This window comes from Candidatus Enterococcus huntleyi, assembly GCF_009933175.1.
GTDB classification, from domain to species: domain Bacteria; phylum Bacillota; class Bacilli; order Lactobacillales; family Enterococcaceae; genus Enterococcus_K; species Enterococcus_K huntleyi.
In genome coordinates, this window is sequence record NZ_MAEJ01000010.1 from 147,315 (window position 1) to 170,425 (window position 23,111).

The 23,111-nt window shown below is 39.1% G+C and carries 14 protein-coding genes; 2 read left to right on the plus strand and 12 right to left on the minus strand.

The window, feature by feature from the left end:
• The first annotated feature begins 50 nt into the window (after positions 1–50).
• Entirely contained in the window at positions 51–1,052 is a 1,002-nt protein-coding gene (locus tag BAU15_RS07210) for an AraC family transcriptional regulator (protein WP_161842066.1), read from the plus strand.
• A 173-nt stretch (positions 1,053–1,225) separates the two neighbouring features.
• Here the strand turns inward: BAU15_RS07210 and BAU15_RS07215 are convergent, their stop codons facing one another.
• A complete protein-coding gene (locus tag BAU15_RS07215; RefSeq protein WP_161842126.1) occupies positions 1,226–2,071 on the minus strand; it encodes an aldo/keto reductase in 846 nt (281 codons plus the stop codon).
• A gap of 103 nt (positions 2,072–2,174) precedes the next feature.
• Between BAU15_RS07215 and BAU15_RS07220 the strand changes: the two genes are divergently transcribed.
• Complete coding sequence (locus tag BAU15_RS07220; protein ID WP_161842067.1) at positions 2,175–2,567, plus strand: MerR family transcriptional regulator; 393 nt, start codon at positions 2,175–2,177, stop codon at positions 2,565–2,567.
• A gap of 96 nt (positions 2,568–2,663) precedes the next feature.
• Here BAU15_RS07220 and BAU15_RS07225 read toward each other — a convergent pair whose 3' ends face one another.
• The 11 genes from BAU15_RS07225 to rplS form a co-directional block, all read right to left on the minus strand.
• Positions 2,664–2,999, minus strand: coding sequence for a DUF7006 family protein (locus BAU15_RS07225; protein WP_161842068.1), 336 nt, complete (start codon positions 2,997–2,999; stop codon positions 2,664–2,666).
• Positions 3,000–3,051: 52 nt separating this feature from the next.
• Positions 3,052–3,567 (minus strand): TetR/AcrR family transcriptional regulator, encoded by a 516-nt coding sequence (locus BAU15_RS07230; RefSeq protein WP_161842069.1) that lies wholly within the window; start codon positions 3,565–3,567, stop codon positions 3,052–3,054.
• A 20-nt stretch (positions 3,568–3,587) separates the two neighbouring features.
• Entirely contained in the window at positions 3,588–4,313 is a 726-nt protein-coding gene (locus tag BAU15_RS07235) for a hypothetical protein (protein WP_161842070.1), read from the minus strand.
• A 15-nt stretch (positions 4,314–4,328) separates the two neighbouring features.
• Positions 4,329–5,204 carry a signal peptidase I gene (lepB, locus tag BAU15_RS07240; protein WP_161842071.1) on the minus strand — a complete coding sequence of 292 codons (876 nt, stop codon included), beginning with the start codon at positions 5,202–5,204 and terminating at the stop codon, positions 4,329–4,331.
• A gap of 76 nt (positions 5,205–5,280) precedes the next feature.
• Complete coding sequence (locus tag BAU15_RS07245) at positions 5,281–7,038, minus strand: class C sortase (RefSeq protein ID WP_161842072.1); 1,758 nt, start codon at positions 7,036–7,038, stop codon at positions 5,281–5,283.
• 69 nt (positions 7,039–7,107) lie between these two features.
• Positions 7,108–7,776 (minus strand): pilin N-terminal domain-containing protein, encoded by a 669-nt coding sequence (locus BAU15_RS07250; protein ID WP_161842073.1) that lies wholly within the window; start codon positions 7,774–7,776, stop codon positions 7,108–7,110.
• A gap of 1 nt (position 7,777) precedes the next feature.
• Positions 7,778–17,791: a SpaA isopeptide-forming pilin-related protein gene (locus tag BAU15_RS07255; protein WP_161842074.1), complete on the minus strand. Its 10,014-nt coding sequence runs from the start codon at positions 17,789–17,791 to the stop codon at positions 7,778–7,780.
• A gap of 31 nt (positions 17,792–17,822) precedes the next feature.
• Positions 17,823–19,532 carry a SpaH/EbpB family LPXTG-anchored major pilin gene (locus BAU15_RS07260; protein ID WP_161842075.1) on the minus strand — a complete coding sequence of 570 codons (1,710 nt, stop codon included), beginning with the start codon at positions 19,530–19,532 and terminating at the stop codon, positions 17,823–17,825.
• A gap of 477 nt (positions 19,533–20,009) precedes the next feature.
• On the minus strand, positions 20,010–21,104 hold the full coding sequence (locus tag BAU15_RS07265; RefSeq protein WP_161842076.1) for a tyrosine-type recombinase/integrase: 1,095 nt from the start codon (positions 21,102–21,104) through the stop codon (positions 20,010–20,012).
• Between the two features lie 941 nt (positions 21,105–22,045).
• Positions 22,046–22,384 carry a hypothetical protein gene (locus BAU15_RS07270; protein WP_161842077.1) on the minus strand — a complete coding sequence of 113 codons (339 nt, stop codon included), beginning with the start codon at positions 22,382–22,384 and terminating at the stop codon, positions 22,046–22,048.
• A 222-nt stretch (positions 22,385–22,606) separates the two neighbouring features.
• Positions 22,607–22,954, minus strand: a complete 348-nt coding sequence (rplS, locus tag BAU15_RS07275; protein WP_161842078.1) for a 50S ribosomal protein L19 — start codon at positions 22,952–22,954, stop codon at positions 22,607–22,609.
• Between the last annotated feature and the right edge of the window lie 157 nt (positions 22,955–23,111).

Here is a 23,111-nt window from a genome sequence, read left to right on the forward strand (position 1 = left end):
GCAAAACTGGACATTTCGTTTTAATCTTAGATTAGAAAGGAAGATGTATGATGGAATTACTGGAAATTGAGAAATATTTGAAACAAAAATATTTCGAACTGGGTCCAAGTTATAATTTAGAAGATTTTAAAAATGATTTTTCTGAAGATGGGGACATGTTCGAATATACTAATTTGTACTCTTTGCTCTTAAGAAACTCTATCGACTCTTCAAACTTTTTTGAAGGAGATCATCCTATTGAGGTTTTTCGTCACCTACGTTATCTTCCTGCAAAAGAACATTCAAATGATCATTTTGAAGTCATTTATGTATTCTCAGGACAAGTAAAAGCGACTATAAATAACGAAGAAATGAGTATGAAAGATGGGGATATATGTATTCTTTCTCCAAATACTTCACATTCAATCAGCTCTTTTTCAGATGAGGTGATTGTGTATAATATATTGATTAAAAGTGAGATTTTTGAATCTCAGTTTATTGACTTTGCTTCTAATACGAATAATATACTATCAAACTTCTTCTCGCTATCATTGCTAAAAAATGTGAATGCCTATATCTTTTTTGATACAAATAATGATAGTCATTTAAAAGAATACATAAAATATATAGTTAAGGAACACACAAGTGAAAGAAAATATCGGAAGGAGATGATAAATAATTTAGTTTCAGCCTTATTTATATTGTTATTGAGATATCATGAAGAGCATTCCTTTAGTTCCAGCCTAGTTACAGATATAAAAAATCAAAAAAATCTTGATATAATTAAGCATATTCAAAATAATTATTCAGATGTGACTTTGACAAGCTTGTCAGAAATGTTTTCCTATAGTGAACGGCAAATATCACGTATAGTTAGAACTTTTACCAACTATTCTTTCGGTAAGTTTGTCACAAATATCAAGTTAGAGAAAGCAATGAATTTACTTCAATCTACAAATATGTCAATAGATGCAATAGCCGAATCTGTTGGTTATGAAGATTCAAGTGCTTTTTTCAGGCAATTCAAAAAGAATTTTGGCTCTACACCAGCCACCTATAGAAAATTGAAATGAATTTTGCGGTACTATTTTTTGCAGTACAAATTATTATTATATTGATTGTGCTCTATCTTCATCTAGATAATATATGAAATCAGGATTATGCAAGAATTAGACAAAAAAGAACAATTCATTTTTCTCTTAAAGACGAAAGGCGAATTGTTCTGTTTGAAATATTTTCTGTCCTGCTACTTCCCTAAACTTGCCAAAAGTTTTACTCGTTCTGGGGCATAATGTGAAAAGAATAGACTTTCTTTTTGATCCAAGGCTAAAATAGTTGTCATGTCTTCTGCGGTTAGTGAGAAATCAAAAACATCGAAATTTTGAATCATGCGGTCTTTATTGATTGTTTTTGGAATCACCACGACCCCTCGTTGAATCAAGTAACGTAAGGCCACTTGAGCGATAGATTTTTGGTATTTTTCTCCAATAGCAGCTAGCGTTTCGTTAGTGAAGAAATCATTTTTTCCTTCTGCAAAAGGACCCCAAGATTCGATTTGAGTACCATATTCTTTCATAATCTTTTGCGGCTCAATTTGCTGGTTAAAGACATGAGTTTCCACTTGGTTTACGTGAGGAACGACTTCTGCAAATTCTGACAAATCGATGAAACGATCTGGATAAAAATTACTGACACCGATTGCTTTTAATTTGCCTGCTTTGTAGTATTCTTCCATCGCCCGATAGGTTCCATAATAATCGTTGAACGGCTGATGAATTAACAATAAATCAATGTACTCAGTCTGCAATTTTTTTAGGGATTCTTCAATAGAAGCTTTGGCTTTTTCGTAGCCAGCGTTAGAAATCCAAACTTTTGTGGTAATAAAAAAGTCTTCCCGTGGCATGCCACTCTTCTTGATTGCCGCTCCTACCGCCTCTTCGTTACCGTAAATTTGTGCGGTATCGATTGAGCGGTAGCCAACCTCAATCGCCTCGCTCACAACTTTTTCGCATTCAGCTAAATCTGTGACTTGGTAGACACCAAATCCTAAAATAGGCATCTTCACGCCATTTGCTAAGGTTACTGTTTCCATCATGTATGTCCTCCTTATTTTCCGTGGTATAATGACACTATACGACATTCGAGTAACTCGAAGTCAATGGATAGGCTTACATTTTTATAAAGGAGTGAAATGAATGTACACAGTTAACGAAGTCTCTCAGAAGCTCAACTTGTCTAAGCACACGATTCGTTATTATACCGATCAAGGATTGATTCCTAATTTGCAGCGAGACGAGCACAACAACCGCTTATTTGATGAAACAGCCATCAATTGGTTAATCGGTGTTCGTTATTTAAAACAGTGTGGCATGTCCTTAAAAGATATTCGGACGTATAATGAGCTTTGTCTGATTGGGGAAGCGACGATTGAAAAACGCTATGATATTATTGCTAAGCAACTAGAAAGTGCAGCCGCCCAATTAGAAGAAGCGAAAGAACGTTATCACTTTTTGGAAGACAAGCTGGCAGTCTACGAAAAAATCAAACAGAAGCAAGTAACCGATACGGCCAATCCGGCAAATTGGTGAGGGCGATTTTCCAAAATAGAGCAGGTAATAAAACGCATCGCGACTTTATCCAGTATTGAAGTGAGTCCATCAATACTAGTTAAAGTCGCGATGCCGCTATTGTGCCAACATATACAACGAGACCGGTGCCTCTTCATTTTGATTATAGCCGAATTGTTCCTTGGCAAATGTCTTGCAATCATTCTCCGCAATCCTCACGACCTGCTCCTCCAATAACTCATCCTTCAGCTCAAGCAGGATTTGTAGTTGAGCGTCGTATCCTTGCAGTTTACCAATACTCAAAAAGGCATTATCTTCAGATATCTCTTGTACCACGGTCTGTATCAACTGACAGATTTCTTCCATTCGCCCCGCTATCGTTGGGTATTTTTCTCGAAACTCTTCCTCTTCACAGATAGATCTAAAATGAGTAATGTACTCTGAATGATTCATTCTCGTCTACCTCCTTCTTAGACTTTCTTCCTTCTCTACGGTAGTTTGCAGGTTACTTAGACGAAAAATAAATCTGATTAATTTGGTTTTTGACTGCTTGAATCATCTCAGCGGAATCAAGTCGCTCCTCGAATATTAAATTTGCGGTCAACCCGCCTGAAATATGGCTATAGATCAGTTGTTTCTGTATATCTGATAACTTTAGTGATTTGACACTTTGACTAAAATTTCGCTGCAAAAATTTCTGCATCAACTCATGAGTAAAGGAATCGTTCATTAAGGAGTGATAAGTTTTGGTCTCTTCAAAAAGAAAGGTCCCTAAATTTTCTATGTACGCATCAAGCGAGGGACATTCGTTAAAGTAACGCTGTTGCACACTGGCAAATACTTGCTCACTAACGACTTCTCGCAAGTCTTCGATGTTCTCAAACTCTTGATAGATTGGTTGTGTGGACATTCCAATACGAGCGGATAATCCGCGGACCGTCACTTTGCTGACACCCTCTTCTACCGCTAGCTGGCATGCTTCTTTCAAAATAACCGTCGATGTAAATTTTTTCTTAGCCATCTAATTTTCCTTCCTCCCTATTATTTTCCTGCTGCATTCTCTTCTTGAATAATAAAACTTTGCTTGTCTTTTGCGCGTACATAAGTCGTTAGTGAAGTTTCCTGCTGTTCTTCGGTAGAAGTAACCTGTACCTCATACACTTCTGAGATCGCAGCTAATTCTGCTAAGAAACTCGTCAAGTTGTCTTTCAATTCTGGGATTAACTCGGTTTCAATTTGAAGGGAAAGCTTCACTTGTTTTTCCTTCTCCTCAATAAATAAAATCGCCATAGTTTGGCCAAAATATGGCGTCAGCTTTTGGGCGAGTAATTGTTCCAATTGCCCTTGTGCTTTACGACTATCCGATTTGGTAAATAGTCGCGGCCAACCACTATTCTTCAAATCAATGCCTTCTTTTGGGTATTCTTTAAGGGGCTGCGCGTTAAAATAATAGGCCTGTTGGGTCTTCACCTTAGTTATTTCTTTTTTTATACGCGTATTTTCTTCTGAAAGCTGTTGCCAGTAAGTTTCTAGCTGGATAATTTGTCCCGTTAAGAGACCTATTACTAGTAGTAAAGCTAGACTACTTCCCAGTAAGACGCGAACATGTTTTTCCGTTTCTCGTCGTTGAAGCGCACGTAATTTCTTCAGCGCGCGCCCTTTTTTATGCTGATATTGGTTTAGTTGTTGTTGAATCTGCCAACGACGCACAATCACTAGAAATAATGCGAGTAAGCCTACGCCTATCGCCCAATTAATCCACCTCATCTTTTTCCTCTTTTCTCACTTATTTTGAATCCATTGAACCCGTCCCTCGACTGATTCTGTGTTCACCCAGCCGAAACTACGACTATCTTTAGAAACCTGAAGATTGTCCCCCAAAACAAAGTAACAATTTTTGGGGATACGCGTTAGTTCTCGCCAATCCTGGGCAATCGAATCCGTCAAATCGACACTATAGGTATTAACAAAACGCCCCTCTCCTTCAAGGTCAATCACCAGGCGCGTCCCTGAGATGAAGACAGGATCTTCAGGGAGACCAATAATCCGCTTCACAAATCGATCAGACTCACCAGCAATCGCGAAACCAATCAAGTCAAATCGCTTAACGTCCTCGCTCTTTTTCAGTAGAACGACGGAACCATCAGTCACTGTCGGTGTCATCGATGTTCCAGAGATGGGGTGAAAAATATACGAATGAATGAGTGTCCATGAAAGAAGCCCTACGACACTACTCATCGCCAAAATAATTCCCCAGCGGATTACGCGTCTTTTTATTTGTTGTTTTTTACGTGCTGCTTGTTTCTTTAACTTGGCTTGTTGTTCTTTTTTCCTCTGTAAAGTTTTTGGGGTATTTCTAACTGACTGAGTTGTTGTCGAATTCTTCTGTTTCCTTTTTACAGAAGCTTTTTCTGCTTTTTCAGCTGCTTGCTCAGTCCCCTGTCGCGACTTTGATTTTTTTGATTCTGTTGTTTTTCTTTCTACCTTTTGTGCTTTTAAGCGTTGCCTGTTTGTTTTTTGTAGGTTTACCTTTCGCGCGGTTACCTTCTGTCGAGTTACCTTTTTTGTCTTCGACGTTCGTTTTTCTGATTTTTTTGTTTTTGATTTAGGCGCATCTGTCATTATTGTTTCAGACTGTTTTGCCTTTCGCTTTTCCATCTCCCATTTTTGTGTCCTACCTTTTTGTCTCCTTAACTCTCTCTGTTCTCTAGGTTCTTGCTGTCTTTGTTTCATATCAGCGGACCATATTCAAAAAGAGAATGGGCATCAAAAACAATAGAAATAGTGGAACAATTGTCTGCATCGGCTCAGAAATAATCTTCGCTGCAAGTAGCATGCTGGTCTTTTCAAAAGAAGTGACGGGATCTGTAGCAAGTAATTGCTTGGCTTTCGTTTGCTTTTTTCGAGCCAAACCTAGTTCACTCACCAGCTGATCTTCTGCCGTTTTTAGTGGCTGCACACTACTCAATTCTCCTTGAACGACGCGACGATAGATGGTACCAATATCCCCTTCACAACGCAGTAAAGTCAGCAATGCTTGATGGCCTGAGGCTTCTTTTTCGACATAAGCCACTTCGGTATCTTCGATTATTTTATTAACGGTCACACGATAGACGTAGACATCTTTAAAATCAGTCGTATACAAGGTGTCTCCCACCGCAAGATCTTGGATGCGATGCAAGAGAACGTCTTTATCGTAGATATTATGGGCTAGCAAAACGTAATTCCCCTTACCCAACTGTTGATCCTTACGATAGGTAGCCACGCCAGACAATAAGTTTTCATTAGCCAATCCCGCAAGAATCGGCAAGTCGATGGCAACTTTAGGAATGACTAACTTGCCAATCCCCCAATTGTTGGTCGTCTGTTGAAAAGTCGTTTTAGCCTCGGCGTAATTTGCTACATTGACACTGGCAATCTGTTTCTCCGCGTAATTCGCTTTTTGAACTTTATCGAGATTGTACTGACTAATCTCTTCCTCTAAGCCAATATTAATCGGCGACATCCCCGCCTCTTCTTGCATATGCAGATAGCCATAAATCGCTACCCCTAGCACGGTAATCATCGTTAGAAAAAGGAGCACAAAGAATGTTTTTACTACTCGGAATAACCATTTCAATTTTTTTCGCGCTTTAGCAGAAACTACGGGATCGGTTGAACGCACTCGTTTTCGTTGGCGGCGATAGATTATGAAGAGAAATAGACACAAGAACAAATTAATTCCTAAAGTCAGTAGGACAACTGTTTGATAGTTCCAAAGATTTCGTTTGACCACTTTTCTCGTCAAGGCCTCTTCATAAGGAATCCGATGGCCAGTCACCAACAATCGATAGGTATTGATACCTGGCGGCGTACAAGTCAGTAACGTAACCGTATCCTTCCCCGACAACACTTTGACCTTGTCGACTTCACTAGGAAGGACTTCTTCAAAGGATTCAATCTCATAAGCTAATCGTTTGCCCAGAATATTGACGAAAAAGATATCTCCCTCACTCAAATTCTTAATATCCGTAAACAATACTTGATTCTGAACGCCACTATGACCGGTAATCACGGAACGCGTGTTGGTGCCACCAATCGGAATCGACGAAGGCTCAAAATGCCCCAACCCTTTATCCAACGTCTGATAGGATGTTCCATGATAAAAAGGCAAGCCATCGATATCCAATGCCGGAATATCCAAAGTCCCCATGACGGTTCCTTCATTTGCAATTGCTGTGTAAACGATAGGTTCTGTCTGTTTGCCCTGTTGTTTTTTGTAAATATATTCATTGTATTGTTGAGCTAAACGAAACTGAGCTTCCTTCTCTTCTTCTGATAGCTTTTTCATTGATTCATCATATTGGGTTACCGCTTCACTACGTTCTCTGTTGGCAAGGTAGTTTCCTACTATTGGATACAGCAAGATTAGTGTCCCCACGAAGATCATGAAGCAAGCAAAAAGCATCAAAATTGAAGGCTTCTTTTTTTTCTTTATGGGTTGATGTGCCATCCTCTGTCTCCTCCTTTCTAAGATGAAGAAAGAGAAACCTCCTCACGTGAAGAAGTTCCTCTTTCTCAATTATCGTGGGGTTTTTCTTTTCATTGAGAATAACCCAACAACACCCATCACAAAAATGACTGTGCTCATCCAAACAAATGGGTGCGTATTGCCAATGTTCCCACTTGTTTGAGGCAATCTTGTGACGGGATTTTTGGTAGGATCTTTCGGTCCATCTTTTCCGCCAGTGTTAGACGCGACACTAGATTTTGGATAAAGGTAAACTTCAGAAAGAGCCGCTTTTCCGCCAGGTTGAGGAAGAGGCAATTCTAGAATGACCGGCTCCATGACTTCTTTTAACAAGCCATCTTTCGGTTTCTCGACCACTCGATACATCCCTTGAGCCAAACCAGAGACTTGCGCTAGCCCATTCGAATCTGTCGTGATTTCGGCAGAAAATGCTTCGGTTCCTTCCACTATTTGAAAACCTGTTCCACCAGTCAGTGGCGTCACACGAACCACTTCATAGGTAATCCCAGATAAAGGTGCTAAAGCTTGCCCTTTGTCATCCGTCAACGACTCCGCTTTTGAACCGTCTTGTGGGAAATTAGCCACATTGGTTGCCGAATCTAGTTTGTACTTTTGAATCGTAATGCCGTGACCCGCAGTTTCTGTTGCATGAGCAGGTATTGCAGAGAAACCGACCCCAGTAAAAAGAAGAGCCAGTAAACAATAAATTCGTTTTTTCATCTTAATGCTCTCCTTTCTTTCGAGGTGTCCGATAATGCCAAGCAATCCCTAATAATCCTAAGACCATTAGACTTCCCGAGCCCATCAAGAACAGCTGGATTGGTCCATTTCCACCAGTAAATGGCAGAACCGTCACTTTATCATCTTCTTGATAGACCATTACTACTTCATTACCTTCCGAAACTTTCACCGCAATCGGCTCTTTGACCAGCTCATACCCAACAGGCGCCTTGGTTTCTACTAGGGTGTAGTCCTTATTAAATAGAAATTCAAAATCAATATGGCCTGTGCTATCTGTTACTGCCGTGCCTACTTTTTTCGATTCATCCATTTTGTTCCCTTCGTAGATTGTAAATTCTGCTCCTTGTAAAGCTAAGCCAGTAGATTTTTCTACATTACTTAAAACACCATCTCTGTTCCCATCTACTGCAGTTCCTGCAGCATACTTAAAGATACGAATCTTCCAAGGATGGATTAATCCAAGATTAAGATGTTCAATATGGTATAAACCGTTACTCTTTTCTGTCAGAGTTGGTAGATTTTTAAGTAGAGGTTGCTCATAAGATTTGATAGTTTTATACGTATTTTGATTGACCTTTGAGTTTCTATAAATATCTGCTTCAGTTCCTGCATTAGGTGTAGTTACTTTAAATTCTTTAGCAATCACTCGACCATCTATTTCGAATTTAGCGATATATGAACCCTCGGGAAGATCACTAAAGACATATTTCCCATTTGCATCTGTCTTAATCAAAGAGTTTCCAGAAGCATCTACGAAAGCAGTTCCTGTCAGACTTTGTTTTACTAGTTCATTTTGATAGCTTGGTAGGGTAAGACTGGTTCGATATAGTTTAACAGGGATGTCTTTCACCTTTAACTCGTCTTTTCCAGAATTTAATTTACCAATAAATCCATCATAATTATCATCAAACCATGCTACACCGCTCAGCATTCTTGCATAAACTTTAGTAGTCACAATATTTGATTTTAGTGGATTATTGGTGCCATCATTTACACGTGCATCATTTTGTATCAACTCGCCAGCTTTTTGGTTCGTTGGTTTTAACTTCACTGTTAGTACTATAGATGCACCTGGTTCTAAACTCGGTTGAGAAACCAAAAAGGCTTTCGCATTTTTAATATTTGCTACGGGTGTTGTCCCTGGGATATAGGCAGTCCAAGCAGGTTTCGTATTCGGATCTGTAGTCTCATTTACTGCCGTCGTAGCTGCTGTATTGGTATATGTGATTTTTGCATTGGTTCCTACAACTGTCGCATCGGTGACTGTATACGTACCCGATAGAGTTGTTCCTCGAGTATCGCCTTTATACGGTAAGTAATCCAATAGTTCGACATTAGGTACACGTGCAGATCCTTCATTTGAGACCGTTACTTTGTAAGTAAGTGTATTGTCAACTCCATCATTAATTGATGGATCAATAGAGCCGACTTCGATCGCTGCTTTATCAACCGTTTTTTTAATCGATAACTGTGATTTTACTTGAACGACTCCTAGATGGACATCTACTACATGGAAAGTCTTATCATTCGCAGAAGTTTTTGCTGGTAGACTGGTTAAAATTGGAGCTTCATATGCAGGCGATTCAAAAGGTGCTGTTACGCTTGATTTTGAATTAACCTTATCATTTGTAGCGCCGCCTTTTCTAAATTCAGTGACACCAAACTCCATAGCTTTTACTTTATCCCCAATCACAAATTCAGCGACGTAATTCCCTTCAGGAAGATTCGCAAAAATGTAGTTTCCATTGGCGTCAGTCATTTTTTTCACAGTTGTACCGTCCATGAACTTCTCACCAGTTAGACTTTCTGTTACTAACACTTTTTTATAAGTCGCTACTGTCAGACTTGTCCGATATAATTTGACTGGAATGTTTGCCAACCGTGGTTCATTAGTACCCATCAAGCCATCTTTATTGTCATCAAACCAAGCTGTCCCTTTAAAATCTCGCCCATAAACGGTCGTTACTACGGTATTTGAACGCAATGGTGCATTTCCACCGCCGTTGGTACCATCATTTACACTAGCGTTGTTTTTAATCAACTCACTAGCTTTTTGATTCGTTGGTTTCAACTTCACAGTTAATACCATAGAAGCCCCAGGCTCTAAGCTTGGTTGAGAAACTAAGAAAGCTTTGGCTCCTTTAATATCCGCTACAGGAGTTGTTCCTGAGGGATGAGGATTCCAAGCAGGTTTCTTGTTTGGATCCATATTTTCATTGGTCGTCGCAGTAGCTGGTAAGACACTATACGTGATTTTTGCATTGGTCCCAGTGACTGTCGCATCAGTTACTGTATACGCACCCGATAAAGTCGTTCCTCGAGTATCTCCTTTATACGGTAAATAATCTAACAGTTCGACATTTGGCACTCGTGCTGTACCTGTGTTTTTCACAGTTACTTTGTAGGTAAGTGTATTGTCAATACCGCCAGTAATTGACGGATCAATCGAGCCAACTTCAATCGCCGCTTTATCGACAGTTTTGGTAATTGATAGCTGTGATTTTATACGTAGAACCCCTAAATGGACATCTACGACATGGAAAGTTTTATCACTAGTGGTCAGTTTAGCCGGTAGGCTACTTAGAATTGGCGCCTCATAAGCAGGTGTTTTATAGGTTGTGACATTCGCTTTTGAGTTCACCTTATCGTTCGCTGCGCCACCTTTTCTGAATTCAGTGACACTGAATTCTTGGGCTGTAACTCTATCACCGATCACAAATTCAGCGACGTAATTTCCTTCAGGAAGATTTGTAAAAATATAGTTCCCGTTTGCATCGGTTTTATTAGTCGAATTCCCTGATGAGTCAATGAATTTGGTACCAGTCAGGTTTTCCGTTACTAATTGATTGGCATAGGTCGTTTTGGCAATACTTGTTCGATAAAGTTTGACTGGAATGTTAGCCATTCTTACTTCGGCTGTGCCCATCAAACCATCTTTATTATCATCAAACCAAGCTGTACCTTTAAAGTCTCGCCCATAAACAGTCGTTACTACGGTATTTGAACGCAATGGTGCATTTCCGCCACCGTTGGTGCCATCATTTACACTGGCGTTGTTCTTGATTAGCTCACTCGCTTTTTGATTCGTAGGCACAAGCTTCACAGTTAATACCATAGAAGCACCTGGATCTAAGCTCGGCTGAGAAACTAAGAAAGCTTTGGCTCCTTTAATATTCGCTACAGGCGTTGTTCCTGGAGTATAGGCTGTCCATACAGGCTTCGTGTTCGGGTTCAAGTTTTCATTCATCGTTGTCGTAGCCGCTGTATTTGTATACGTGATTTTCGCATTGGTTCCAGTGACTGTCGCATCGGTTACTGTATATGAACCCGATAGAGTCGTTCCTCGAGTATCTCCTTTATATGGTAAATAATCTAACAGTTCGACATTTGGCACTCGCGCTGTGCCCGTGTTTTTCACGGTCACTTTATAGGTAAGCGTGTTATTGATACCGCCAGTAATTGATGGATCGATCGAACCGACTTCAATCGCTGCTTTATCAACAGTTTTTGTAATTGATAGCTGTGATTTTATGCGTAGAACCCCTAAGTGGACATCTACGACATGGAAAGTTTTATCACTAGTGGTCAGTTTAGCCGGTAGGCTACTTAGAATTGGCGCCTCATAAGCAGGTGTTTTATAGGTTGTAACATTTGCTTTCGAGTTCACCTTATCGTTCGCAGCGCCACCCTTTCTGAACTCAGTGACACTAAATTCTTTGGCAGTAACTCTATCACCAATCACAAATTCGGCGACATAATTTCCTTCGGGTAGATTCGCAAAGGTGTAATTTCCATTCGCATCGGTTTTTTTATTCACAGTCGTTCCATCCATAAACTTCTCACCGGTTAGACTTTGCGTCACTAATTGATTCGCATAGGTTGTTTTGGCAATACTCGTTCGATAAAGTTTGACAGGTATATTAGCCATTCTTACTTCAGATGTGCCCATCAAACCATCTTTATTGTCATCAAACCAAGCTGTTCCTTTGAAGTCTCGCCCATAGACAGTCGTTACTACGGTATTTGAACGTAATGGTGCGTTTCCACCACCGTTAGTGCCATCATTTACACTAGCATTATTCTTGATCAGCTCACTCGCTTTTTGATTCGTAGGCGCAAGCTTCACTGTTAATACCATAGAAGCACCTGGATCTAAGCTCGGTTGAGAAACTAAGAAAGCTTTCGCGCCCTTAATATTCGCCACAGGCGTTGTCCCAGGAGTATAAGGATTCCAAGCAGGCTTCGTATTCGGGTTCATATTTTCATTCGCTGTCGTATTCGCTGGTGTGATACTATATGTGATTTTCGCATTGGTTCCCGAGACTGTTGCATCGGTTACTGTATATGAACCCGATAGAGTCGTTCCTCGAGTATCTCCTTTATACGGTAAATAATCTAACAGTTCGACATTTGGCACTCGCGCTGCACCCGTATTTTTTACGGTCACTTTATAGGTGAGTGTATTATTGATTCCGCCAGTAATTGACGGATCAATCGAACCAACTTCAATCGCTGCTTTATCAACAGTTTTGGTAATTGATAACTGTGATTTTATACGTAGAACTCCTAAATGGACATCCACGACATGGAAAGTTTTATCACTAGTGGACAGTTTAGCCGGTAGGCTACTTAGAATTGGTGCCTCATAAGCAGGTGTTTTATAGGTTGTGACATTTGCTTTTGAGTTCACTTTATCATTCGCTGCGCCGCCTTTTCTAAACTCAGTGACGCTGAATTCTTTGGCTGTAACTCTATCACCGATTACAAATTCAGCGACGTAATTTCCTTCAGGGAGATTCGCAAAGGTGTAATTTCCATTCGCATCGGTTTTTTTATTCACAGTCGTTCCATCCATAAACTTCTCACCGGTTAGACTTTGCGTCACTAATTGATTGGCGTAGGTTGTTTTGGCAATACTCGTTCGATAAAGTTTGACTGGAATATTCGCCATTCTTACTTCGGCTGTGCCCATCAAGCCATCTTTATTGTCATCAAACCAAGCCGTTCCTTTGAAGTCTCGCCCATAGACAGTCGTTACTACGGTATTTGAACGTAATGGTGCGTTTCCACCATTATTGATGCCGTCATTTACACTGGCGTTGTTCTTAATCAGTTCACCAGCTTTTTGATTTGTAGGTGTAAGCTTCACTGTTAATACTATCGAAGCACCTGGCGCTAAACTTGGCTGAGAAACTAAGAAAGCTTTGGCTCCTTTAATATTCGCCACAGGCGTTGTCCCTGGGGTATAGGCTGTCCATGCAGGCTTCGTATTCGGGTTCAAGTTTTCATTCGCCGCTGTCGTAGCCGCTGTATTTGTATACGTAATTTTCGCATTCGTTCCTGAGACTGTCGCATCAGTTACTGTATACGAACCAGATAAAGTCGTTCCTCGAGTGTCCCCTTTATATGGTAAGTAGTCTAATAGTACGACATTTGGTACTTGCGCTGTGCCCGTATTTTTCACAGTTACTTTATAGGTAAGCGTATTATTGACTCCACCGCTAATTGATGGATCAATCGAACCAACTTCAATCGCCGCTTTATCAACAGTTTTCGTAATCGATAGCTGTGATTTCAGCCGAACAACACCTAAATGGACATCAACGACATGGAAAGTCTTATCGCTTGTGGTCAATTTCGCTGGCAAACTACTTAGAATAGGCGCCTCATAAGCGGGTGTTTTATAGGTTGTGACATTTGCTTTTGAGTTCACTTTATCATTCGCCGCTCCACCTTTTCTGAACTCAGTAACGCTGAATTCTTTAGCGGTCACTCTGTTACCAATTACAAATTCAGCGACATATTTCCCTTCAGGTAAGTTGGAAAATGTGTAATTTCCATTCGCATCAGTTTTTTTAGTCACATTACCTGATAAATCTATGAATCTTTCTCCGGTTAGGCTTTCCTCAACTAATTGATTAGCGTAAGTTGGTTTAGCAATACTTGTACGATAGAGCTTGACTGGCACATTAGCCATTCTAACTTCATTGGTACCCATCAAGCCATCTTTATTATCATCAAACCAAGCGGTCCCTTTGAAATCTCGACCATAAACTTTCGTGGTAACAGTCTCAGAGGTGACTGGTAAATTTAAAAAGGAATTCATGCTAGCATTGTTAACTAGAACATCCCCTGCCTTTTGTCCAGATGCTCTTAGCTTAATCGTTAGTGTAAGTTCTTGACCTACACCTAATGAATTCGTAATTACTCGTACAGATTTTGCATTTTTAGCAGCTGGGTCTGCTGGATTGATTGAAGAACCAGCATACGCAATCCAATTTGGGCCGATTACTCCATTTGGATTAGCGATAGCACTCTCATTTTCAATTGAATTTGAATAGTATATCTTAGTACCAAAATGTTGATTTGTCTGAATAGATTGAACAGCGAAGCTCCCACTAAATTTTGTTCCTCGAGCGTCATTGTTGTAAGGAAGAACGTCAAGTACATTCAAATTTGTAATCGGAGTAGCACTTTCGTTTTTTAATTTTATAGTATAAGTAATTGTGTTATCGATTAAGGTAGGATCGACATCTCCGACTTCTATATTCGTTTTGTTTACAGTTTTACTAATGGTAACCTGTTGAATAAGTTGTACCGTAAAATGGTCAGATGACGAACGGACGGATTCAGGCGCAGTATCTTTAACGGTTGGTGAACCAGTAAGCCATATTTCTCCAACCGTTTTTACACCTAAATTATTCGTGTAACCAGTATCTTCAAATGAAAGATTAGTATAGTTAATGGATGAGGAAAAATTGACCTCAATTCCTGTAGTTAATGAAATCTTACTAAAACTCCATTTCAAAGTGCTAGTTCCATCAGAATTTGTGGTTATCGTAGGATTGGGGAGTGCTTTTCCTAATCCATCTTTCGCAGATCCTGGCTTATAAGAAATTCCTTTAGGCAATTTTGTAATTAATGAACTATCATAATTAACCCCTTTAGTACCAGCAGGTACACCCGTTATCTTGATATTTACATCATCAGTTGTTTGGTAGGTAGAACGTTCGACTTCGGTTTTCGTTGTAATGCTGAATTTTTGAATATAAGCTGATGTACCATAATAGTTCCAATACTTATCTGGAGTGGACGTTACGTTACCATTCGAGTCGTAAACTGTCGGCAAATATTTTGTATTGAGTTTCCCGTTATTTACAGCTGGCTCGAATAGAACGGCTCCGCTTGCATTAATAAATTGGCTACTTTCCATCAATGTAATTGGTTTGCCATTGCCGTTTCTATCCCCTGGATTTCCGGTTACTATAACTGGAAGTCTAGGGTAATGAGATACATCATGATTAACTGAGCCTAATGTTTTCAACGTCAGTATTGATTCAACCGCTGAAATCGGTCCGACTTTCTGTGCGGCTTCAGGAGTTGAATACCAAGAATATAAATCCCAGTTTTTGGGTAATGTAGAAATATTCATAGTATAAGGGGGCGTCTGAGTAATATTCTTTGCAACCCCGTATTTAAATATGCGGGATTCTATCGCTGATTCTGGTACGCTGGTTACAGAAGTAGATTTTCTGTTAGTATCATACTTAAAAGTAGTAGGATCCCACATCAGTAAACTTTTGAATTGTTTAATACTGTGGTTAGATGTTAAGTCGAAAGCTCCTAAGTAGATTTCGTCTCCTTGATTTAAGCGCCCATTCCCACCATTAATATTTGGAACTGGTAAATTTAATTCAAGGTTAGTCACATTCTGTGGTGTTCCATCTACTGACTTTACAAATAATGGACCTCCAGCATATGCGCCAGTCGATGTTATTATTGTAGGATAAGATAAGCTCGTATCATTTGATGTAGTTAGACCATCATAACTGACAGAATCTATATACAATATTATATCGTATCGGTTCCAACCGTTGGCTTGCCCTATTTTAGTAGATGGACCGCCATCCCAAGCAAATATAACTTCTTGACTGGAAAAACTTTTATTAGTCGCTCCAGGAGCTCGTTCTCCTGTCATATTATAGGTATAAGGATTAACAACTCCAGCATATCCAGAATTACTAAATGTGGTTCCTCCTGCTTTGGTTGTTTTCCCACCTGTGAATGTTCCTGAATTATAAACACCTATTAAAGACAAATCGCCAGTTGGCTGCGATAAATGAAGTTTTTTCGTATTTGCATTGGGCACCTGTAGAGGCTGTGTGTACTTTGTAACATCCAACCCAGCATTTTTTGACCAAGTTACTGATGAGCGATTTTTAACTGCTGGTGCAAATCCAAAACAATCAAATGCCTCATACTGACTTGCTGACATAGCGCTAGTGGTTCCGTTTTTTTGATAGGTTCCTTTTTGCTTTACAGTATACGAAATTGCACCTTTAGGAAAGGTCGACCCTCGATAATCACCAGTTGCTCTTCCAGTTAAAGGCTTTAAGGTAGTTACAATCCCTACATCATATCCATTAATCATGGTATACTTTGCGTCAATCCCTAAGGTAGTACTTGGTCTAGTTTCACCTCGAACCATCGTCACACCGACGGAAGGTTTAGCTGAAACATAAGTCACTGGTGTTTGAAGTTTTGGCAATTCCTTTACTGTATATGTTTTATTAAATGTTTCTTTTTTACCAGTTGTAACATTCATAGCATCGACAATTTCTAATTTTATTGTCGGTTGTATCTGTTTGCCATTTTCAGCGCCATAAACACTTAAAATGATAGGAACAAAAATCTGTCCCGAGCCACTAATAATAGATTCCATTGAGCCTTCTGAATATTGAGAGCCATTCGTGTTTGAGACATATTTCCCATTTGATATCTCCCCATTATTTTTAGGCACTCCTGAGACTAACTCAACCGCATTAGGCATGGTTCCTGTTACTCGATAACGTATATCTTTATAATTTTCATTCAAAGTTGTATTTTGAATTGAAAATGAGACCAAATAGCTGATTTGGTCAAAAGAACGGACTCTAGTATTTGTTGCGGAACTATCATATCCTGCTAGATCATTATTATCAAACCCTGCTGTTCCGGTTCTTGTAGAGAGAAGAACATCTTTAACGATTAGTGAGGATAGTGCCTGTGTGTTCTTCGAGCTACTTTGTTCTTTACCAGCAATGAATTTAGGTGCTAATAAAGAATCATCTACTTGATACTCTGCGTTTAGTAACTCATCAACACTTTTATTCGTTGTTTCAGTCTTTACAGAATGTACCCCATCTGATTGAGCTACATCAGTCTTTGTTTGCTTATCTTCTATTGAGCTCTCTTGCGTACTTGCTGATGGTTGTTCTTCTTTTTTAGCAACTTCGGATTGTGGTTCAGATGATGTAGAAGATGGTTGTGACTGCTCTTCTACAGTCTCGGCTGTAGTTGATTCTGTAGTTTCGAAATGAAATAAATTTTGTTGTACTTTTTCTTTCCCAACTTCTGTAATTATAACTTTCCCCATTTTTTTCGAGGTTCGTTTTACATGTAATTGAGTAGTTTCTTCTTTCTTGAGTTGAAAGTATGTTCCTGCATGAGGTTCTTCTTTTATCTGGTAAAATTTCGCCGGTTGCTGTGCTACCTCATTATTATTTGAAGAGGTAGAAGAAGTTAAAGAGAGTTCCTCAGCTGGTTCTTCAATTGAAGCTTCTACTTGAATCGTTTCTTCGCTTTGATCATCTTCAATACTCGTTGCCGATTCTTTAGTAGATTGTTCGATTACCTCCATCAATTCTTGATAAGTGATAATCTCAGTTTGTGTCTCTTCTCCAGTTTTTTCTTGATACACTTCATAATTTTCATCATCTGGAAGTCGCAGCCAGTAATTCTCTTTACCTGTTAATTCCAACTGGACGGTTTCTTCTTGAATGAGTGTATCGGCCAAAGAAACTGTTTTTCCGTTAATCTTTACATGCGCAAAGGGTTGTTCAGAATCATCTGCTTTCAACACATTCCCTCTAGGAATGGCTAAAACCACTCCTAGAAGGAAGATTACTGGAAGAAGAACGGTGACTATCTGCTTGATTCGTTGCGTTTTATGCATCGTCGTTCCATCCCTTCATCCCCTTTTTTCTTTATGCTTGACGACGTTTTTTGTCGATTGAGATTGCTACTGTACCAATCGTGATTGCTCCTAGAGCGATCGCAACTAATAGAGTTGTTCCTTGGCCCCCAGTAAATGGTAGGTCAGTTTTTGGTTTATCGACAACATTTAATTCCACTGCATCGTCTTTTTCAGTAGTTAGGTTGACAGTTACTTCTTGAGGTGCTTTTAATAGTTCATAACCTTCTGGTGCTTTTGTTTCCACTACCCAGTAGCTACGACTAACTTCATCATTTTGAACAAAGCCATCTTTATTTGCGTCATCCCAATCAAGAGCTAATCCATCAAATACTGCGCGTCCTTTTTCACCAGACTTAGCGACTAAGAAGCTTACGCCTTCCGGTAAAGTAGCACCTTTATCGTAGGCTTTACCATCGTTAGCGATGAATTTTTCTGCTTCTGCCTCTTCTTTAGTGAAAGCAATCATGAATTCAGCATCAGCTAGAACTGCTTTTGTATCTTCTGCAGTTTTCTCGATATCAAATCCACCTGTGTAATATTTTGGTTTGCTTTCTTCCGGAGGTGTAACAGTTTTTGGTTTTTGGCCAGGCACTTGATAGTTAATGGTGAAGTTATTATCCAAAATACCATTCCAGTTTTCTGCAACAGTCGTTATTAAGATTGTACGGATATCAGTAAATCCGTTTGCCACCGTACCAACTTTGGTTAATCCAGCTTCAGTTAAAGTAGTTTTCAACGTGTTAGTTGCTTCATCAAATGCAACCGTGTAGTCAGCTGCTGCTAAATCAGTCCACTCGCCAGTTTCTGTTTTCACTTGAACTTTTGCACTGTCTTTTTTGTATGTTAATTGGCTATCTAATTTATCTGTCATAGAGAAGTTTGGTTGTAATAAACCACTATCGTCACGGACAGCAATCGCTTGTCCAGCTACCATTTCATATGTACCAGTGATTTTCCCATCAGCATCATATACATCGATTGTGCCATTTTGAGCAGCCACTTGCCATAAACCAGCAGGGACTTTTGCTTCTAGTTCCCATTGGAATTCTTGTCCTGCATGCACAGAGTCACCTTTTTTGTCATTAATCGTTTTATCAGGGTTAACTAAACTTTCCAAAATGTTTTTTGGTTGTACTTGTACGTCGTAAATTAATGAACTTAGATCCGTACGACTTGTTTGTGGTACATGTACGAAGAATGGATCCGCAGGTGTTTCCACTTTTTTACCAGCCGTCGCTGTTAAGTCAGTCCGATCGTCAGCAAGCTCAGTGACTAAATAAATTCCATCATTTGCGCGTCCGATACCTAAATCCAGAACAGCTTTCCCACTCGCATCAGTAGTGATTGTTTGTTCAGTAAATGTTCCGTCAATTGTGTAGTGCTTCGTAAGCTCTTGTTTACGAGGATCAGTTAGTGAAGCCCCTCCAACAGGTACAACACGTTGCACTTTAAATTTGATTCCAGGGATTACATCTTTGTCGACTGCTTGATGGCTACCTTCGCCACGTCCGCCTAGTTCAGATGCATCACGGACTTGGTATTTCCAGATTGAGATTGAACGATTTGATGTTGTATCAGCTGTTGGGTTAGCACTTGTTAATTGGCTTACCTCTTCAGCTTGCGCAACCACGGCTTGCCCTAATGGTAAAACTCCTACTGCTGTAAATAATGTTGCTGCGACAGTTACCTGTGCAAGAATTGTTTTCTTGTTGAATTTCATCTAAATTAACTCCTCTTTTTTATTTTCTCTTTTTTCGAGATATATGTTTTCAATCATTTGCTAGTCAACAATCGACCCTAATTAGTATGTACCTAACCCCAACCTAATAAATAACCTTTTTACTTTTCTGGTAGGCATCGACAAATCATTAGTGTTTTTCCCTGCTGTGAGCATCCCTTTACAAACTCTAGGGTTCACCTCCTGCATCCTTGTTTGAATGTATAGCTATTTTCTCCGAGACCCCCCATGTCTCTTCCCTCATGGACTTCCATATAGGAACGCGTTATAATGGCTTTTTGATGAGGTATCCATAAAAAAATGAACGATTTTTCTCTTAGAAGGAACTCTTCTAAGAAGAGGGTCTAAACCATTGGGAGCCCTACAATAAAAGAACAGTGACGGCTTTCTAGACGGCTCATAAAATAAAGAGAACTCTCACACTTCATCCGTTTAACCGCTTTCATTTTGTTGTTTTTTTTATAGTAATGCGTTGACCCATTTTTTTCGCTGGGTCATCAAGGAGTCAATATAAACATCTAAAGTTAATTTTGCTGAATGATGTCCTAGCAGTGCACTGACGCTGGCAATATCGGCTCCTTTTTCTAATAAGCGAGTAGCAAACGTATGTCGTAACTGATGAAAGTGAATCGATCTGAGCTTTAATTTCGACAAAATTTTTTTGAACTGATACGTAATTGTCCGCGGCTCATAGAAATGCTGGTTATGCCCGACTACATACGGACTTGTGGCAGTTTTTTGCTTCTCCTTCAGCAGGCCCCAAATCTTATCATTCAAGGGGATAATCCGATGAGCAGAGGGACTTTTTGCTGGTCCTTCATTAATAGTCGTTTCGTTCGTAAGCGATGAAGAAGAAAGTCTTTGAAGTGTTCTTGAGACCGAAATTTCGCCTTTATTCAAGTCAATATCTGTCCATTTTAAGGCACTGATTTCCCCAATTCTCATACCCGTATGAAGAGCCAGTACAATCGGAAAGCCTTTAGCATGTTGACTGGCAAATTTTTCTAAGCTAGCCTGCTCCTCTTCTGTTAAAGCAAATATCTTTTTTTGAATTTTCATAGGATAAATGACTTCATAGAAAGGATCGATTAATAAAATGTTGCGTTTGATAGCCTCTCTCAGCGAACGTTTCAAAATCTGAATCGTTGTTCGGATGGTTGTTGCGCTCAACCCGAGAGTACTTAAATAATCGACAAAACCTTGTACCGTAGCGGTTGTCAAACGGCTCAATGAGATAGTTTCAAAATAAGGACAAACATAATGAACCATTTTATAGTGGTAGGTCGTATAGGTGGATATCTTCACATTTCTACGAATAGAACCTTGCAACCATTCTTGAACCCACTGCGTAACCGTTCCTTGATACTCTGTGGACGAAGGAATAATTGATTGATATTGCTGCTTTTTTTCTCTTAGCTTTCGTCGAACTTCTCGAAACGTCCGATCATATATGTAACCAAATCGAGCCTTTCCATTCGGGTGATGACCAATAATATAGCGCCCTTCCCAGCGCCCATCCTTGCGTTTATAGATGTTTTCTCCTCTACGTGCCATAGTATTTAATTCTTCCTTTCACCAAAAATTTGACGGCTTAATTGACGGCTTGAAAATCTAAGAAATTCCCCGTCCTGCTTCGTCTAAAAAGATAAAAAATTGCAATAATCCGAAAAATAATAAGTGTTATTGACAATAATAACAAAATAACATAGTATATTTGTTGAGTGTATTTCTTTTTTTGTTTATTTATAAAAAAATAAACGTTATTTTTATGTGAATTTTCACAGATTTCTTAGAAGAGTTCCTTCTAAGAAATCTTTTCTATTTTATTCAAGGTTAACAATCACTATGTTTTCCATAATGCTCATATAGCTACTATTACTTGACTAGAAAGTCGTCACAATTTTTGACAAGTATTTTTTGTATTACTAAAATGTTTTTAAAGAGACTTTTTAAAGTTTTTTAAAAGCTTTGGAATAGGTCGATACCTGTCGTGTAACTCATCAATCGAAAAAACCATCTATGCTGCACTCTATGGCACGATATACATGAGGGTTTCACTTTCTTCATTATCAATTCGACCTTCCAATACTCTATAATTCAGAAATAAAGACCGACTGTCTGTCACTGTTTACTAAAATTTGTAAGAGTTACACAAAACAAAAGTTTTTAAAAATGTTTTAAAAAAACGTCAGATATAGTCTCTTCATTTCGAATCACAATATCTCTTCAATCTCTCATCCCTAGTAATCAAGTAACCAACAAAAAAATAAACCCATCATAAACGTTTAACCGAAAATGATGAGCTTATTTTAAATGATTGATTGTTGCAATTAATGTAACTATTTATATAACAGTTCGCGATTCCAATAGTTACGCTTTTATTTGTTTTTCTATTTGCTTTTACCCGTGTGTCTATCAATTTCAAAAGTGATTTCGGTCGCCGAAAAATAGTTTTTTTCGATTTGTTCTTGTTCTGCTTTCTAACAGTAGTTTTCTTACTGCAACCAACTTTGATGCCTTTCGATAAGTGCTTCTAAACGCTTCTTTCTTCGTCTCATCGGACCAATTTTTCTCATAGTCGTATTCTGAGCCCCTCTAGAACCACCCAAACCTGTAAAGATAAGACTAATCATGTACAAAATAAGGCTTGCGATAGAAGGAAGAATTCCCCAATGCCCGTCACTATACTGAAGGAAACTATAGATAAAAACAATTAGAATAATTATATTCACGATTCTAGCTACGATCATCCATTTAATCTGAAATGATAAAAAAGTTAGTTCACTTTGATATTCCTCGATTTTATCCAAAATATCTTTGCTATTCTCGTCCATACGACCTCCCCATATTTAACACTCATTATCCCTTTTTTGAATTTGAAGTAGTTTTAAAGATAATTCCTAATTCTCTATTCAGATTATATCAATATACTCGGCAGTATTTAAGACTATTTTTGGAAGGATAGATAATAGCTTTAAGCTACCTTCAATTATACCGGGTAAAAAGAAAAAACCCTTGAATAATCAAGGGTTTTAGTTTCTTTCGATAACGATAGATTAACGACGGATTTCTTTGATACGAGCTGCTTTTCCGTGTAATGCGCGCAGGTAATAAAGTTTCGCACGACGAACTTTACCAAAGCGAACTACTTCGATTTCAGCAACACGAGGTGTGTGTAATGGGAAAGTACGTTCAACGCCGATACCATTAGAAATTTTACGAACTGTGTAAGTTTCGCTGATTCCAGCACCACGGCGTTTGATTACAACACCTTCAAATAACTGGATACGTTCACGAGTACCTTCGACAACTTTCGCATGCACACGTACAGTATCACCAGGACGGAATGCTGGGATGTCGCTGCGTAGTTGATCTTGTGTTAATTCTTGAATTAATGGATTCATTTTTTTCTTCTCCTTATTCCAAACATTCATATGGGCATTCCCACAGCGGAATATCGTAATAGTTAAGTGCTTTTGCACTCACCAAATTAGTTTATCACAGCTCACTATCAGTGTAAAGTAAATTTTCTTGTCTTTCTAATTTTTACAAGTCCCCTAT